This is a genomic window from Pseudomonas sp. Z2-11, from assembly GCF_054161305.1.
Genome location: NZ_CP096395.1, coordinates 5,233,167 through 5,248,585, shown reverse-complemented (window position 1 = coordinate 5,248,585; position 15,419 = coordinate 5,233,167). Strand labels below are relative to the sequence as shown.

The following is a 15,419-nucleotide window of genomic DNA, read 5'->3' as shown; positions in this document are numbered from 1 at the left end:
TCAGGCCCTCATGCCATGGAAAACCTAGTGATGGGAGCGAGGGTTGAATTCTTCGCTGAACAATTCATCCTCGGCATCCGGTGCGACCGGGATCTTGTGTTCTTCCGACGCCCAGGCGCCCAGGTCGATCAGCTTGCAGCGATCGGAGCAGAACGGCCGGAATTTGCTTTCCGGGGTCCATTCGACAGGGGCGCCGCAGGTTGGGCAATCAACGGTTGGGGTTTGGCTCATGGTTGGCCTCCACGCAAAGTAAGGTAGAAGTGATGTAGGCGTTCGACCTCGCTGTGCAGCCAGGCGAGGTCGCGGTCGTTGACCACCACATCGTCGGCATGGCTCAGACGGTCCTGGCGACTGGATTGGGCTTTGAGGATCGCCTGGACTTGCTGTTCGCTGGTCTGGTCGCGCTGCAAGGTGCGTTCGATCTGCAATTGTTCCGGAGCGTCGATCACCAGGATCCGCTGGGTCATCGCGTACTGCCCGGATTCGATCAGCAGTGGCGATACCAGAATCGCGTACGGCGATTGCGCCTGGCCCAGGTGATGGACGATTTCTTCGGCGATCAGCGGATGCAGCAATGCCTCCAGCCAGCGGCGTTCCTCGGCATTTTCGAAGATGAGCCTGCGCAGCGCTGCCCGATCGAGCGTACCGTCTGCCTGCAATACACCAGGGCCGAAGTGTTCGCTGATTTTTGCCAGCGCCGGGCGCCCGGGCTCAACGACCCAGCGCGCCGCATGGTCGGCGTCGATGACGTGCACACCCAGGTCGATGAAGTGCTCGGCCGCCGCACTCTTGCCGCTGCCGATGCCACCGGTCAGGCCGAGGATCCAGGGTTTTTTCGCAGAGCTGTTCATTAGAAACCGACTGACTGCCAATAGAAGTCGGTTATTTGACCACCCCAGAGCAAGGCAATCCAGCCGGCAATGGCCAGATAAGGTCCGAACGGGATCTGGGTCGACGTCGGCGCGCCGCGCGTGCGCAGCACAATGACGCCGATAATGGCGCCCACCAGCGACGACAGCAGCAGCGTCAGCGGCAGGATCTGCCAGCCGCCCCAGGCACCGAGCATCGCCAGCAGCTTGAAGTCGCCGTAGCCCATGCCTTCTTTCCCGGTCAGCAGCTTGAAGACCCAAAACACCGACCACAGCGCCAGATAGCCGGCCACCGCCCCCCACAATGCCTGGTTCAGCGAGACGAACAGCCCGAAGCTGTTGACGATCAAGCCTAGCCATAACAATGGCAGCACCAGGGAGTCGGGCAGCAACTGGTGCTCGGCGTCGATCAGGCTCATGGACAGCAGGCCCCAGCTCAGCAGCATCGCCATGGCGGCCTGCCAGCCGAAGCCGAAATGCCAGGCAATGAATGCCGACAGGACGCCACAGGCCAGTTCGGTCAGCGGGTAGCGCTTGCCGATGGGCACGGCGCAGCTGGAACAGCGGCCGCGCAACATCAGGTAGCTCAACAGCGGAATATTTTCCCAGGCGCGGATGCGATGGCCACAATGGGGACACTGGGAGTGGGGCAGCATCAGGTTGTAGACCGGACCGGGGGCGTCGGCCTGCAGGCCGAGCAAGTCCTGGGCTTGCAGGCGCCATTCGCGATCGAGCATCTTCGGCAGGCGCCACACCAGCACGTTGAGAAAGCTGCCGATGATCAACCCGAGCAGCAGCGCTGCCAGTACGAAGGCCAGCGGGTAAAGCACGAAAAATTCGCTCAGGGGCATGTCAGATCGCAGAGCCGAGTTGGAAGATGGGCATGTACATGGCAACCACCAGGCCGCCGACGACCACCCCCAGGATCACCATGATGAAGGGTTCCATCAGGCTGGTGAGGTTGTCCACCAGATTATCCACTTCGGCCTCATAAAAACTCGCCACTTTGTCGAGCATGTCATCCAGCGCACCGGACTCTTCGCCAATGGCGGTCATCTGGATCGCCAGGTTCGGAAAAATGCCTGAGGTGCGCATGGAGAAATTCAACTGCATGCCGGTCGAGACGTCCTGCTTGATCCGCTGCACGGCACGCTTGAATACCACGTTGCCGGTGGCGCCCGAGACGGAGTCGAGGGCTTCGACCAGCGGCACGCCGGCGGCGAACGTGGTCGAGAGCGTGCGCGCATAACGCGCCACGGCGGACTTGTACATCAAGGTCCCGACCAAGGGCAGCTTGAGCAGCCACTTGTCTCGCCAGTCACGAAACGCCTGGGAGCGCTTGAGGGCATATTTCACCCCGAAAAATCCGCCCACCAGCCCGCCAAGCAGCACCCACCACCAGTCTTGCAGGAATTCCGACAAACCGATGACCATCAGCGTGAAGGCCGGCAATTTTGCGCCAAATCCGGAAAACACCGACTCGAACTGCGGCACGACCTTGATCAGCAGGATGCTGGTGACCACCGCCGCGACGGCGATCACCGCTGCGGGGTAGGTCATGGCTTTCTTGATCTTGGCCTTCAGGGCTTCGCTCTTTTCCTTGTAGGTCGCGACTCGGTCCAGCAGCGTGTCCAGGGCACCGGCCTGCTCACCGGCATCGACCAGGTTGCAGTACAACTCGTCGAAATACTGCGGGCATTTGCGCAGCGAGGCGGCGAAGCTGTTGCCCGCGGCGACTTCCTGCTTCACCTCGTCCACCAGCTTGCGCATGTTGGGGTTGTCAAAGCCTTCGCCAATGATGTCGAATGCCTGCAGCAGAGGAACGCCGGCCTTGAGCATCGTCGCCATCTGGCGGGTGAAGAGCGCGATATCCAGCGGCTTGATGCGTTTGCCCTTGCTGAATATCGAGGTGGATTTCTTGCGTACCTTGCCCGGATTGATCCCTTGCTTACGCAGCTGTGCCTTGACCAATGCCGGGCTCTGGCCGGTCAGTTCGCCGGACATTTTTGTGCCTTTGCGGTCCTTGCCTTCCCACGTGTAGACGTCGGTTTTTGCTGCCTTGACCGCCATGCTCAATCCTTGGTGACCCGGTTGATTTCTTCGAGACTGGTGACGCCTTGCATCACCTTGACCAGCCCCGAGGTGCGCAAGTCATTGAAGCCGTCCTTGCGCATTTGCAGGTCGATTTCCAGGGAGTTGCCTTCGGCCATGATCAGCCGCTGCAGCTCCGGCGTGTTCTTGACCACTTCGTAGACCCCCACGCGACCCTTGTAGCCGTTGTTGCACTGTTCGCAACCGACCGGCTCATAGATCGTGAATGAGCCGATGCGTTCCCGCGGGAAGCCCTCCTTGAGCAGGGTTTCCTCGGGAATCTCGATGGCTCTGCGGCAGTGCATGCACAACTTGCGCGCCAGGCGCTGGGCGATGATCAGGTGCACTGCCGTGGCGATGTTGAAACCGGGGATGCCCATGTTCTGTAGCCGGATCAGGGTTTCGGCAGCGCTGTTGGTGTGCAGCGTGGACAGCACCAAGTGCCCGGTCTGGGCCGCCTTGATGGCGATCTCGGCGGTTTCCAGGTCGCGGATCTCGCCGACCATGATCACGTCCGGGTCCTGGCGCAGAAACGAGCGCAGTGCATGGGCGAAATCCAGCCCCTGGCGCGGATTCACGTTGACCTGGTTGATGCCCTCCATGTTGATTTCCACCGGGTCCTCGGCGGTGGAAATATTGATGTCCACGGTATTGAGGATGTTCAAGCCGGTGTACAGCGACACGGTCTTGCCCGAGCCGGTCGGCCCGGTTACCAGAATCAGCCCCTGGGGTTGCTTGAGGGCCGCCATGTACAGGTCTTTCTGTTCCGGTTCGTAGCCCAGGGCGTCGATGCCCATTTGCGCGCTTGAGGGGTCGAGGATCCGGATCACCACTTTTTCTCCCCAGAGCGTGGGAAGGGTATTGACCCGGAAATCGATGGACTTGGTCTTTGACAGGCGCATCTTCAGCCGACCGTCCTGGGGCTTGCGCCGTTCGGAAATGTCCAGGCTCGCCATCACCTTGAGGCGCGCGGCAATGCGGTTGGCCAGTTGGATGGGCGGCTTTGCGACTTCCCGCAGCATACCGTCGGTGCGCACGCGTACCCGATAGGTCTTTTCATAAGGTTCGAAGTGCAGGTCGGAAGAGCCGCCCTTGATCGCGTCCAGCAACATCTTGTTGACGAAGCGCACCACCGGCGCATCGTCGCCGTCCTGGCCGGCGATGGCATCCTGCTTGCGGTCGTCGATCGACTCGATGTCGAGGCCGTCGAGGTCGACGTCGGCCATGCCTTCCAGGCCCGTGCTGCTGGACTCGAAGAACTTCTCGATGGCATCGCTGAGCTTGTCGTCCTCCACCAGTATGGCTTCGGTGGTCAGGCCGGTGCTGAACTGTATGTCGTTGATGGCCTGGTGATTGGTCGGATCGGAAATGCCCACGTACAGCTTGTTGCCACGCCGCCACAGGGGCAGGGCGTGATGCTGGCGCACGAGTTTCTCGCTGACCAGGCCAGCGGGCTGGTTGTCCTTGTCGAGGCTGTTAAGGTCCAGCAGGGCGATACCAAAATGCTCCGAGGCGATTTCCGCCACCTGGCGGCTCTGGACGAGTTTGTTCTGCACCAGATAGCTGACCATAGGCGTGCGATTGCGCTGCGCCTGTTGATAGGCCTGCTGTGCGCTTTGTTCAGTGATCAGTTCGGCCAGCACCAGTTGCTTGGCCAGGCCGCTGAGGGCGATTTCATTCATGGGAATACCGGTGGCGGACTGTTCATGATTTATAGCCTAGTCAAGCATCGGTGCCTCACCAGCGAGCAGAGGTGACAAAAAGCGTCAGATAGTGCGGTTGTTGGGGTAGGAAGTTGCTCGTATGTCGCTGGAAAAGCTTCGGCTGGCGGGGCCGCGGCGGTTGGCATGTGCCGTGCAATGCTCGTTTCATCGCATGAGATCCGACTCATGCAAGGGAGATGACTATGAACAGGCAAAAGGGTTTCACCTTGATCGAGCTGCTGATTGTGGTGGCGATCATCGGCATCCTGGCGACGTTTGCGTTGCCGCAATATTCGAAGTATCAGGCGCGGGCGAAGGCGACGGCGGGGTTGGCGGAAGTGTCGGCATTGAAGGTGCCGTTTGAGGATGTCATGAATCAGGGGACCAGCCCAACCCTTGATAATGTTGGCGGCACGACGCCTACCAGCAACTGCACCATGAGCGTCTCCGGTACCGCATCAGTCGGAACGGGCACAATTGCCTGTACATTGTTGAATGCACCAGCTCCTGTTCTTGGCAAAACAATTACTCTGTCCCGGTCCGCGCAAGGCGTCTGGACCTGCGGCTCTACTGCTGCTCAAGAGTTTCTCCCAGCAGGCTGTACTGGTGGGGCTGCTGCTGCTCCCGCTGCAGGAGCAGGTGGTTGAGGGTTGAGCGAGACCTATCCAAGCCCCGCACTCGCGGGGCTTTTTCGCAAATTGGGCCGGGAAAATTCGACCCGCAGATAAAAACTCAGAAATTCATATGCTTAGCACCCTGTCAAAACCCGCAACTTGCATGTACCAAATCATCCGGTCATGCAAATTGCATGATTGTGAAAAATGCCGCTTCGCTTAACTATATGAATTAAAAGGGAAATCTGATTGTTTCAAAACTGGCACAGCCTTCGCACTACTCCTGACAACCTGCCGCGATGCACTTTCGGCAGTTTCTGAGAAAAACAGGAGTTACTCGTATGAAGAAGTTCGCTATCACTGCCGCTGCTGCCACTGCACTGACCCTGACCATGGCTAACGCATTTGCCGAGACCACTCAAGCGACTCAGGCACCGATGATGCTGGCTGCTGGCGAAGTGACAGAGGCTAAGGAAGACGTTTCCGACACCTGGATCACCACCAAGGTCAAAGCTGACCTGGTTACCGAGAAAGGCATTCCAGGCTCCGACATCAAGGTTGAAACCAACAAGGGCGTTGTGTCCCTGTCTTCGATGACCAAGGTCACTGAGTCACAAAAAGACACCGCTGTGGCAATCACCAAGAAAATCAAAGGCGTCAAAGCCGTATCGGCTGACGGCCTGAAAGCCGAGTAAGGCCAGGCTTCTCGCCTGAACGGGAGAAGGCACGGCACGCGGGCTGAGATATACGTATGCCGTTGCTTTGGAGTTCATGCGAAAGGCCACAGGGACGTGGCCATTACAGGCCCCCGGCATTCGTGCCGGGGGCCTGTTCTATTCTGGGGAGGATAACCTGGTGTACGGCCTGGAAACCGGGTTGTTCTTTTCGCGAGCAGGCTCGCTCCCACACTGGACCGAGTTTCTTCAGGCAGAAATGCAGTCAAATGTGGGAGCGAGCCTGCTCGCGAAGGCGTCGGCGCTATGCATGGGAAATGCCTGTCCCAGAGGCACAATCACCGCCCACGCTTGCTGGTGATCTCCACCAGCCGATTCCCCACGAAGCGCAAATATTGGTACATGCCGTTGTTGGGCCCGTAGGTCCATTCCTCTACCGGGTACTCTTCCCGGCGATTGGCGCTGCGTTGGTAGCCCAGGTCATCACGCGCCGTGGGCTCGCCACACTTCTGCCGCACCTCGCTGGAGCGATCACCGACGCTGATCAATTGGCTGCCGCAGCGCAGGGTCTCGGCGGCTGATGCATGGCCGGTCGCAAGCAGCAGGACCAGGCCGATTCCAGACAGACACTTCATTTTCATTCGGCATCCAGATGCATAGGAGTAATGACGCTACCGTCGCTTTCGGCCTGACCGAGGCTGGCGTCGATGAAGTACACGCGGTCATCGGCCAGCTTGCCCTTGTCCACCAGGAAGTCCTTGATGCTGCTGGCCCGTTCCTGTCCCAGTTCGCGCAACAGCAGATCACTGCCGCTCCAGAACTTGATGACCCCTTCACGGAGTTTTTCGATGCGGGCCTGTTTATCCAGTTGCGTCCATTCGACCGGTGGTTGAGTCTTCAGGCGAGTGCGATAGATGCCTTCAAGCAGCGGGGCTTTTTCGTCTTCCGGTACTTCCAGCAACGAAGCTTTCGCCGGGACCTTGTCGCCCCTGCGCTGCAGCATCTTGTAGTAGTTGTACTGGTATTCGCGTTCCAGGCGCTGGGCGGCGAGCAGCGGGCCGTCGCTGCTTTCGGCGGCGGTGCCTTCGATCTCCAGCTTCAACTCTGGCCGTTTGCCCAGGGCTTCGGACAACTTGAGCAAGGCGTTTTCGTTTTCCTTGCTGAGGTCACTGGAGCCCGGTGCGAACGCCACGCTGCCCAGGTCTTCCGAGCCGCCGCCGGCCACCAGCCCGCCGATCAGCTTGAACGGCGCTTGTGCCGCGCGGACCACCAGGTTGCGCAAGGTTTGCCAGACAATCGGCATGACGCTGAACTGCGGGTCGTTGAGGTTGCCGGAAACCGGCAGCTCGATGGAGATCCTGCCCTCGGAATCTTTCAGCAAGGCGACGGCGAGCTTGAGCGGCAGGCTCACGGCGTCCGGGCTGTCGACCTTTTCCCCTAGCTGCAACTGTTCGACCACGACTTTGTTGTCGGCCTGGAGCTGGCCCTTGGTGATCCGGTAATGCAGGTCGAGATTGAGCCGTCCCTTGCGGATGCGATAGCCGGCGAACTTGCCGGAGTACGGCGTCAGGGTGGTCAGCTCGACCCGTTTGAAACTGGTGGCGATATCGAGGCTGGCCATCGGGTCGAAGGGGTTGACCGCGCCCTTGATCGTGACAGGCGCGTAGCGGTCGACCTTGCCTTTCACATCGACGGTGGCGGGCTTGGCCTGGCGGCTGTCGATGGTGCCGATCTCGCCGTTGAGCTGCTGGACGGCTGTGGCGAAGTTCGGCGTCAGGCTGAAGTCGGCGAAATTGGCCGAGCCGTCATTGATGGCGATTCCGCCGACGTGGATGCCCAGCGGTTTTTCCTTGGCTGCCGGTTTGGCTGCGGTGTTTCTGGCCGGGGCGTCGGCAGGTTGTGGAATCAGCAGGTCGTCGACGTTAGTGGTGCGATCGTCGTTGATCATGAAGCGTGCATAGGGCTGGAACAGGTTGACCTTGTCGATCGACAGGCTGTCGCCATGCTGGTAATTGAGGCCCTGGAGTTCCAGGCGCTGCCATTTGAGGAAGTCACGGGTCTTGAGCGTGTCGAGGGTATGCAACTGATCGACCTGGGCGCGGCCGGTCACGGCGAACGCCAGCGGTTCGGTACTTTTCAGGTCTACCGCCAGGTCGCTGCCGAGCATCCCGGAGCGTAGCTCCAGGCGGATGAACGGGTTGATGTAGGCCTGGGCGACCCGCAGGTCGATGTCCTGGGTCTTGACGTTGAGCTTCGCGGTAACCGGGTTCAGATTGACCTCGCCATCGGCGAGCAGCTTGCCTTGTTTGCCCAGCCCGGTGTCCAGCTTGAGTTTGAAAGGCGAGCCGTTGAGTGTGTCGTAGTTCTGCAGGTCGAGGTTCAGCGGGCCGAGGTCCAGCGCCACGGCCGGCTGCGCCTGGCGGTCGGCCAGGTGTATCTGGTAATCGCGCAGTTGCACGTCCTTCAGCATCACCTGCCAAGGCTTGATCGGTGTTGTCGGCTCAGGCTTGGGCGAGTCGGCGGCTGCCGGGGCCGAGGCCGGTTCGGCCTTGACCTTGGGTTTGGCTGCCTGGCTGGCGAAGAGCTTCTGCCAGTCCAACTGCCCGTCGGCTTCCCGAGCGGCCCAGGTCTCGAGTTTGTGGCTGCGGATCTTGCCCACGATGACCTGCTGCTTGCCCAGGTCCAGCGAGGTTTCGCTGACGTCCAGGCGCTCCAGCCTTGCCAGCGGACGGCCGTCGGGCGCCTTGATGGCGAAGGGCGCGACGCTGACCGACGCGTTATTGAGCAGCAGTTCCGTGCCCTTGGCGAGGTTGAGCTTGTACTCGGTGCTGAGGTTCAGCACGCCGTTTTCCAGAACGAGCGGCACTGCGTCTCGCACGTAGGGCCACCAGGCTTTCATCTGGCCCCCGGTCACCTTGAGCGTGCCCTCGGAGGCGATCGGCGCGAGGCTGAAATTACCGGTCCAGTCGATCTGCCCACCCTCGGGACCAACGGCCACCAGGGTCATGTCGGCGCTGTCGTCGGGCAGGGTGCTGAGGTTCTTCAGCTCGAAGTCGAGGGCGTCATACAGGAACTCGATGGGTTCGCTGGGGCGCAGGTCCTGGAAGTGCACGTAGCCGCTGGCCAGTTTGATCCGCTCGACTCGCAAGGGAAACGGCTTGGCGTCGGGATCCGCCGGAGTCGGTTCGCTGGGCGGCAGCTTGAACAGGCCCAGCAGATTCAGCTGGCCGTCCTTGGCGAACGCGATCTCGGTCCTGGGCTTGTCCAGCTCGACGTCGGCCAGGTGCAGGGCGCCGGACCACAGACTGTCGAGTTGCAGGTTGGCATAGAGCCGTTCGAAACCGACCTGTTCCTTGCCAGGTTCGCCGACCACCAGTCCCCACAAGGTCACTTCAAGGCTGAAAGGATTGAGCTCGATGCGCTGGATCTGGGCCGGCACCGTCGCATGGGCGGTCAGTTGCTGATTGGCGATCCGCAGGGCAATGCCCGGCAGTATCAGAAAACCCAACAGACTGTAGAGGGCCAGTGCGGTCAACAGGGCGCCGAAAGCGCGAATCAATCCTTTGGGCATGTGTGGCTTCATCTGGTGTGAATCGGAGTGCCTTGGAGTATGGCATGTGATTACGGTTCCGAAGCCACTGTGTTTTATGAGAATTGTCCGTTTTATTCGTGGGAATTCATGGGGGCTCAGAGCTGGAGGATCAACGTCTTGAGCGGCGGCTGTTGATCCTGCGAGGGAAAATCGCTGCCAGGTGTCAGCACGCTCCACTCGCGGACCGGGCGGCCGGCTTTTTCCGCACAGCGCAATACCTGCTCGCGCCAGTCGTCCATGGACACCTTCGCCAGGTTGTTGCAGCAGATCAGCACGCCATTTTCGGCGGTGGTGAGCAGTGCCGGCTTGAGCAGGCTTTGGTAATCGCGCAGCAGGTCGACTGTGCCGAAAGCGCTCTTGGCCCAGGCCGGCGGGTCGAGCAGCACCAGGTCATATTGGCGTTGCTCCAGGCGCACGTAAGCGGGCAGTTTCTGTCCGCGGCGTTGACTGATCGGCAGGCCGGCGAGTTGGCGAATCGCCGGGAAATAATCCGACTGGACGAATTCCATCGTCGGCAGGTCGGGATTGAGCAGGCCGTTCTCGCGGCCCACCGCCAGGTTGCCCTCGGCGAAGTCCAGGTTGCACACCTCGCGCGCTCCGCCCGCCGCGGCGCTCAGGCCGACGCCGCAGGTATAGGCAAACAGGTTCAGCACGCTTTTGTTCCGGCTGTGCTCCTTGACCCAGCCGCGGGCGTTGCGCAGATCGAGAAACAGCAATGGATCCTGCCCGGCGTGACGTCCGCGAACCCGGTAATTCAACCCCCACTCATGCCCGACCAGGTCTTGCAAGGCAGCCTCGTCAGCCTGGTAGACGCTGTCCTGGCGATCGATGCGCGAGTTGCCCCGGGCGCGGTCGTTGTAGACCAGCAGGGTATCCAGGCCCAAGTGTTGATTGACGATGCCGTGCAGTTGCAACAGGGCCTCGCGCTCCAGTGACTGATGAAAACTCTGCACCAGCAGCTGCGGGCCGTAGCGGTCGACCGTCAGGCCGGGAGCGCCTTCCTGGCTGCCGTGGAACAGGCGATAGCAATCGGTGCCCTGCTGATGCAGTTGGCCAAGCAGGTCCTGACGCTGGTCGAGGGCGGCGCGCAGCGCCAGATTCAAGGAAGACATGCCGGGCGCGCCTTAAGGAAATGAGGCGCGGGAGTTTAGCAGTTATGGATACCCGGGTATTGCCTGCAGGTTTGAGTCAGGCAGCGCTTTTGTGGCGAGGGAGCTTGCTCCCGCTGGGGTGCGAAGCGCCCCCTGTTTTCCAAGGGGCAATAGCGATTTTGCGTCTGCTGCGCAGCCGAGCGGGAGCAAGCTCCCTCGCCACGGGTTTTATGTTGTCTCAGCGGTTCAGGCGCGTGTCGATGAGGCCCTCCACCACGCTCGGATCAGCCAGGGTCGAGGTGTCGCCCAGGCTGTCGAGCTCGTTGCAGGCGATCTTGCGCAGGATCCGCCGCATGATCTTCCCCGAGCGGGTCTTCGGCAGGGCCGGCGCCCACTGGATCAGTTCCGGCTTGGCAAAACTGCCGATTTCCTTGCTGACATGGGCCAGCAACTCTTTCTTCAACTCGTCGTTGGCTTCGACCCCGTTCATCGGCGTGACAAAGGCGTAGATGCCCTGGCCCTTCAAGTCATGGGGATAACCCACGACTGCTGCCTCGGCAATGTTGTCGTGCAACACCAGCGCACTCTCTACCTCGGCGGTGCCGATACGGTGGCCCGACACATTGATCACATCGTCGATACGCCCGGTGATCCAATAGTCGCCATCTTCGTCGCGACGGGCGCCGTCGCCGGTGAAGTAGTACCCGGGGTAAGGCTTGAAGTAGGTGTCGACCATTCGTTGGTGGTCGCCGTAGACGCTGCGAATCTGCCCCGGCCAACTGGATTTTATCGCCAGTACGCCGCTGCCCGCGCCGTTGATCTCCTTGCCGACTTCATCCAGCAGCACCGGCTGCACGCCGAACATCGGCCGGGTGGCGCAGCCCGGCTTGAGCCGTGGCGCGCTCACCAGCGGGCTGAGCATGATGCCGCCGGTTTCGGTCTGCCACCAGGTATCGACAATCGGGCAGCGTTGTTCGCCTACGACGTTGAAATACCATTCCCACGCTTCCGGGTTGATCGGCTCACCGACACTTCCGAGCAATCGCAGGCTCTTGCGCGAAGTGTCCTGCAACGGCCCGGCGCCCTCGCGCATCAGCGCGCGCAGGGCGGTCGGCGCGGTGTAGAAGATGTTGACCTGATGTTTGTCGATCACCTGCCAGAACCGCGAACTGCTCGGATGGCTTGGCACGCCCTCGAAGATCAGCGTGGTGGCGCCGTTCGCCAGTGGCCCGTAGACGATATAGCTATGGCCGGTGACCCAGCCGACATCGGCGGTGCACCAGAACACTTCGTTGTCGCGGTAATCCAGCACGTACTTGAAGGTTATCGCCGCCTGCAACAGATAGCCGCCGGTGGTGTGCAGCACGCCCTTGGGTTTGCCGGTGCTGCCGGAGGTGTAGAGGATGAACAGCGGGTCCTCGGCGTCCATCGGTTCGGGGGGGCAGTCGTCGCTCATGTCGTGCATGGCCTGGTGGTACCAGACGTCGCGCCCTTCGACCCACTCCACCTCGCCCTGGGTGCGCTCCACCACCAGCACGGTGCTGACGTCCGGGCAGCTTTCCAGCGCCTTGTCGACGTTGCGCTTGAGCGGTATGAATCGCCCGCCGCGCACGCCTTCGTCGGCGGTAATGACGGTGCGGCAATCGGCATCGAGAATCCGGTCGCGCAGCGAGTCCGGCGAAAACCCGCCGAACACCACCGAATGCACCGCACCGATGCGGGTGCAGGCGAGCATGGCGTAGGCCGCTTCCGGGATCATCGGCATATAGATGCAGACCCGATCGCCTTTTTTCACGCCACGGCTTTTCAGCACGTTGGCCAGGCGGCACACATGATGGTGAAGTTTCTTGTAGGTGATCTGTGCCGATTCGGCGGGATTGTCGCCTTCCCAGATGATCGCGATTTGATCGCCGCGCGTGTCCAGGTGACGGTCGATGCAGTTGGCGCTGACGTTCAGCTTGCCGCCGGCGAACCAGCTGGCTTCGCCGCTCTTCAGGTCGTAGCGCTGGACGGTCTGCCAGGGCGTCATCCAGTCGAGAAAGCGCGTGGCCTGCTCGGCCCAGAAGGCGCTGGGGTGCTCGATGGATTCTTTATAGAGCCGCTTGTACTCGTCCTGACTCAATTGCGCAGCCCGGCGGACGGCATCGGCGTGGGGGTACTGGCTGATATCGAACATGACGGTTCCTTATTCTTGTTTTGCGACAAGACATAAAGATGCGCCGAGTAACTGGAGGGTTCAAGTCATGTGCAAAACAACTGTGGGAGCGAGCCTGCTCGCGAAGGCGATGGGCCAGTTAACACGGAGGTTGACTGAAACACCGCCTTCGCGAGCAGGCTCGCTCCCACAGGGTTAGCGCAAACTTCGGATCAGCCGCGATGACGTCCGCGGAAGTAGCTGATCAGGCCTTGGGTCGAAGCATCTTCGGCCGGGCTTTCTTCGCTGCCCACCAGGCGGTTGTAGACGCCTTTGCCCAGTTCCTTGCCAAGTTCCACGCCCCATTGGTCGAAGGCATTGATGCCCCAGACCACGCTTTGCACGAATACCTTGTGCTCATACAGCGCAACCAGTGCACCGAGGCGGCGCGGGCTGATGCGTTCGACCACCAGGGTGTTGCTCGGGCGGTTGCCCGGGATCACCTTGTGGGGGGCGAGCTTCTGCACTTCTTCTTCGCTGGCGCCTTTATCGCGCAACTCGGCCTCGGCCTCGCTGCGAGTCTTGCCGAGCATCAGCGCCTGGCTCTGGGACAGGCAGTTGGCGTACAGCCACTGATGATGGTCGGCAACCGGGTTGAAGCTGACGATCGGCACGATGAAATCGGCCGGGATCAGTTGGGTGCCCTGGTGCAGCAATTGATGGTAGGCGTGCTGACCGTTGGCGCCGACGCCACCCCAGATCACTGGCCCCGTATCGGTGGACACCGGCGTGCCATCCTGGCGGACGCTCTTGCCGTTGGATTCCATGTCCAGTTGCTGGAGATGCTTGGTGATGTTGCGCAGGTAGTGGTCGTACGGCAGGATCGCGTGGCTTTGCGCGCCCCAGAAATTGCCGTACCACACGCCAAGCAGCGCCAGCAGCACCGGCATGTTCTGGTCGAATGGCGCGCTCTGGAAATGCTGGTCCATGGAATAGGCGCCGGACAGCAGCTCCTTGAAGTTCGACATGCCGATGGCCAGGGCGATTGGCAGACCGATGGCCGACCACAGCGAGTAACGGCCGCCGACCCAGTCCCACATAGGGAAGATGTTTTCTTCACGGATGCCGAAGGCCACCGCGGCGGCGTTGTTGCTCGATACCGCGATGAAGTGGCGATAGAGCTCCGCTTCCGAGCCACCCTGGGCCAGGTACCAGGCACGAGCGGCCTCGGCATTCTTCAGGGTCTCGAGGGTATTGAAGGATTTCGACGAGACAATGAACAACGTGGTCTCGGCGCGCAGCTTCTGGGCCAGCTCGTGGAACTCACTGCCGTCGATGTTCGCCAGGTAGTGACAGCGCACGCCTTTATGCGTGTAGGACAACAGCGCTTCGGACACCAGCTGCGGGCCGAGGAAGGAGCCACCGATGCCGATGTTCACCACGTCGGTGATCGGTTTTTCGGTGTAGCCGCGCCACAGGCCATCGTGAATGCGACCGACCAGATCGGTAATCTGATTCAGCACTTTGTGCACATCGGGCATCACGTTGACGCCATTGACCAGCAATTTGTCGCCGACCGGGCGACGCAGCGCGGTGTGCAGGGCCGGGCGGTTCTCCGAGGCGTTGACGATTTCGCCTTCGAACAGCGCCTCGATCGCGCCCTTGAGGTCGACTTCGTTGGCCAGGTTTACCAACAGGTCGCGGGTCTGGGCGTTGATCAGGTTCTTCGAATAGTCGAGAAACAGGCCGCAGCTCGACAGGGTGAATTGATTGAAACGCTGCGGATCGGCATTGAACGCTTCGCGCATGCTGAAATCCTGCATGGCTTTGCGGTGGTCATTCAGCGCTTGCCAGGCGGGCAGAGCGGTCACGTCATGAGGAGTTCGGTAATACGCCATCGCTGCGGGTTTCCTTTTACTTTGAACGGCCTTTTTAACACTGAAAAATTCCGGCGCGGCCCGAGAAGGGCGTCCGGACAACTGCGTCGACACGATCGCCGGACACAGGGCGACTACAGTAAACCTCGCGTTGCGATCTGTCTTGACTTTGTCTGACAGTTTCCCGGTACTTTTTTATACAACAGCGGGTGATAGGGTCCGACAGGCGGAACGCAGATTCCACCTGTGGGAGCGAGCCTGCTCGCGAAAGCGCTCTGGCCGATACATTGAGAGTGACTGACACACCGCCTTCGCGAGCAGGCTCGCTCCCACAGAAGAGGAGCATGGGAGCCGTTGGATTCGGTCAGGCCAACTGGACCGGAATGGCGTTGCTGGTGTGGCTCAGTTCGTTGCCCGGCGCCATGTAGAGCATGCGCGGCTTGAAGTTGAGCAGTTCGGCTTCGTTGTAATGGGCATAGGCGCAGATGATGACGCGGTCTCCGACCTTGGCCTTGTGCGCCGCAGCGCCGTTGACCGAGATCATCCGCGAGCCTTCTTCGCCACGGATGGCGTAGGTGGTGAAGCGCTCGCCGTTGTCGACGTTGTAGATCTGGATCTGTTCGTATTCGCGGATGCCCGACAGGTCCAGCCACTCACCGTCAATGGCGCAGGAGCCTTCGTAGTCGAGCACGGCGTGAGTGACTTCGGCGCGGTGCAGCTTGGCCTTGAGCATGATGGCGTGCATGAGTGTTTCCTCTGGTCGGGTCCAAACGG

General features: G+C 60.9%; 13 protein-coding genes. 2 read left to right on the top strand and 11 right to left on the bottom strand.

Annotation, left to right across the window (positions count from 1 at the left end; genetic code table 11):
• Nucleotides 1–24: 24 nt before the first annotated feature.
• Genes yacG through pilB form a run of 5 tightly spaced genes read right to left on the bottom strand, consistent with a single transcriptional unit; the run spans nucleotide 25 to nucleotide 4,642 of the window.
• The gene (gene yacG, locus M1E16_RS23330) at nucleotides 25–231 is read right to left on the bottom strand and encodes a DNA gyrase inhibitor YacG (protein ID WP_458128495.1); all 207 of its coding nucleotides are present in this window, start codon (nucleotides 229–231) and stop codon (nucleotides 25–27) included.
• On the bottom strand, nucleotides 228–851 hold the full coding sequence (gene coaE / locus M1E16_RS23325; RefSeq protein WP_434696773.1) for a dephospho-CoA kinase: 624 nt from the start codon (nucleotides 849–851) through the stop codon (nucleotides 228–230). Before coaE ends, yacG begins: the two co-directional genes overlap by 4 nt.
• Nucleotides 851–1,720 (bottom strand): prepilin peptidase, encoded by an 870-nt coding sequence (locus M1E16_RS23320; protein WP_458128494.1) that lies wholly within the window; start codon nucleotides 1,718–1,720, stop codon nucleotides 851–853. The genes coaE and M1E16_RS23320 overlap by 1 nt, the downstream gene beginning before the upstream one ends.
• A gap of 1 nt (nucleotide 1,721) precedes the next feature.
• Nucleotides 1,722–2,939, bottom strand: coding sequence for a type II secretion system F family protein (locus M1E16_RS23315; protein WP_458128493.1), 1,218 nt, complete (start codon nucleotides 2,937–2,939; stop codon nucleotides 1,722–1,724).
• A gap of 2 nt (nucleotides 2,940–2,941) precedes the next feature.
• Nucleotides 2,942–4,642 (bottom strand): type IV-A pilus assembly ATPase PilB, encoded by a 1,701-nt coding sequence (pilB, locus tag M1E16_RS23310; protein ID WP_458128492.1) that lies wholly within the window; start codon nucleotides 4,640–4,642, stop codon nucleotides 2,942–2,944.
• A gap of 224 nt (nucleotides 4,643–4,866) precedes the next feature.
• Here pilB and M1E16_RS23305 point away from each other — a divergent pair, with 224 nt between their 5' ends.
• Nucleotides 4,867–5,310: a pilin gene (locus M1E16_RS23305; protein WP_458128491.1), complete on the top strand. Its 444-nt coding sequence runs from the start codon at nucleotides 4,867–4,869 to the stop codon at nucleotides 5,308–5,310.
• A gap of 308 nt (nucleotides 5,311–5,618) precedes the next feature.
• Nucleotides 5,619–5,972 (top strand): BON domain-containing protein, encoded by a 354-nt coding sequence (locus M1E16_RS23300; RefSeq protein ID WP_458128490.1) that lies wholly within the window; start codon nucleotides 5,619–5,621, stop codon nucleotides 5,970–5,972.
• A gap of 317 nt (nucleotides 5,973–6,289) precedes the next feature.
• Here the strand turns inward: M1E16_RS23300 and M1E16_RS23295 are convergent, their stop codons facing one another.
• The 6 genes from M1E16_RS23295 to panD all read right to left on the bottom strand — a co-directional run bounded on the left by M1E16_RS23295 (nucleotide 6,290) and on the right by panD (nucleotide 15,390).
• Nucleotides 6,290–6,586: a DUF2845 domain-containing protein gene (locus M1E16_RS23295; protein ID WP_434574095.1), complete on the bottom strand. Its 297-nt coding sequence runs from the start codon at nucleotides 6,584–6,586 to the stop codon at nucleotides 6,290–6,292.
• A gap of 2 nt (nucleotides 6,587–6,588) precedes the next feature.
• Nucleotides 6,589–9,522 carry a DUF748 domain-containing protein gene (locus M1E16_RS23290; protein WP_458128489.1) on the bottom strand — a complete coding sequence of 978 codons (2,934 nt, stop codon included), beginning with the start codon at nucleotides 9,520–9,522 and terminating at the stop codon, nucleotides 6,589–6,591.
• Between the two features lie 116 nt (nucleotides 9,523–9,638).
• Entirely contained in the window at nucleotides 9,639–10,655 is a 1,017-nt protein-coding gene (locus tag M1E16_RS23285; protein ID WP_458128488.1) for a class I SAM-dependent rRNA methyltransferase, read from the bottom strand.
• A 217-nt stretch (nucleotides 10,656–10,872) separates the two neighbouring features.
• Nucleotides 10,873–12,810, bottom strand: coding sequence for an acetate--CoA ligase (gene acs, locus M1E16_RS23280; RefSeq protein ID WP_458128487.1), 1,938 nt, complete (start codon nucleotides 12,808–12,810; stop codon nucleotides 10,873–10,875).
• Nucleotides 12,811–13,001: 191 nt separating this feature from the next.
• Nucleotides 13,002–14,666: a glucose-6-phosphate isomerase gene (pgi, locus tag M1E16_RS23275; RefSeq protein WP_305498770.1), complete on the bottom strand. Its 1,665-nt coding sequence runs from the start codon at nucleotides 14,664–14,666 to the stop codon at nucleotides 13,002–13,004.
• A 343-nt stretch (nucleotides 14,667–15,009) separates the two neighbouring features.
• Nucleotides 15,010–15,390, bottom strand: coding sequence for an aspartate 1-decarboxylase (panD, locus tag M1E16_RS23270; protein WP_458128486.1), 381 nt, complete (start codon nucleotides 15,388–15,390; stop codon nucleotides 15,010–15,012).
• Between the last annotated feature and the right edge of the window lie 29 nt (nucleotides 15,391–15,419).

Coding starts and splice junctions, on each gene's coding strand:
- yacG (WP_458128495.1), bottom strand. CDS start 231: ATGAGCCAAACCCCAACCGTTGATTGCCCAACCTGCGGCGCCCCTGTC.
- coaE (WP_434696773.1), bottom strand. CDS start 851: ATGAACAGCTCTGCGAAAAAACCCTGGATCCTCGGCCTGACCGGTGGC.
- M1E16_RS23320 (WP_458128494.1), bottom strand. CDS start 1,720: ATGCCCCTGAGCGAATTTTTCGTGCTTTACCCGCTGGCCTTCGTACTG.
- M1E16_RS23315 (WP_458128493.1), bottom strand. CDS start 2,939: ATGGCGGTCAAGGCAGCAAAAACCGACGTCTACACGTGGGAAGGCAAG.
- pilB (WP_458128492.1), bottom strand. CDS start 4,642: ATGAATGAAATCGCCCTCAGCGGCCTGGCCAAGCAACTGGTGCTGGCC.
- M1E16_RS23305 (WP_458128491.1), top strand. CDS start 4,867: ATGAACAGGCAAAAGGGTTTCACCTTGATCGAGCTGCTGATTGTGGTG.
- M1E16_RS23300 (WP_458128490.1), top strand. CDS start 5,619: ATGAAGAAGTTCGCTATCACTGCCGCTGCTGCCACTGCACTGACCCTG.
- M1E16_RS23295 (WP_434574095.1), bottom strand. CDS start 6,586: ATGAAGTGTCTGTCTGGAATCGGCCTGGTCCTGCTGCTTGCGACCGGC.
- M1E16_RS23290 (WP_458128489.1), bottom strand. CDS start 9,522: ATGCCCAAAGGATTGATTCGCGCTTTCGGCGCCCTGTTGACCGCACTG.
- M1E16_RS23285 (WP_458128488.1), bottom strand. CDS start 10,655: ATGTCTTCCTTGAATCTGGCGCTGCGCGCCGCCCTCGACCAGCGTCAG.
- acs (WP_458128487.1), bottom strand. CDS start 12,810: ATGTTCGATATCAGCCAGTACCCCCACGCCGATGCCGTCCGCCGGGCT.
- pgi (WP_305498770.1), bottom strand. CDS start 14,666: ATGGCGTATTACCGAACTCCTCATGACGTGACCGCTCTGCCCGCCTGG.
- panD (WP_458128486.1), bottom strand. CDS start 15,390: ATGCACGCCATCATGCTCAAGGCCAAGCTGCACCGCGCCGAAGTCACT.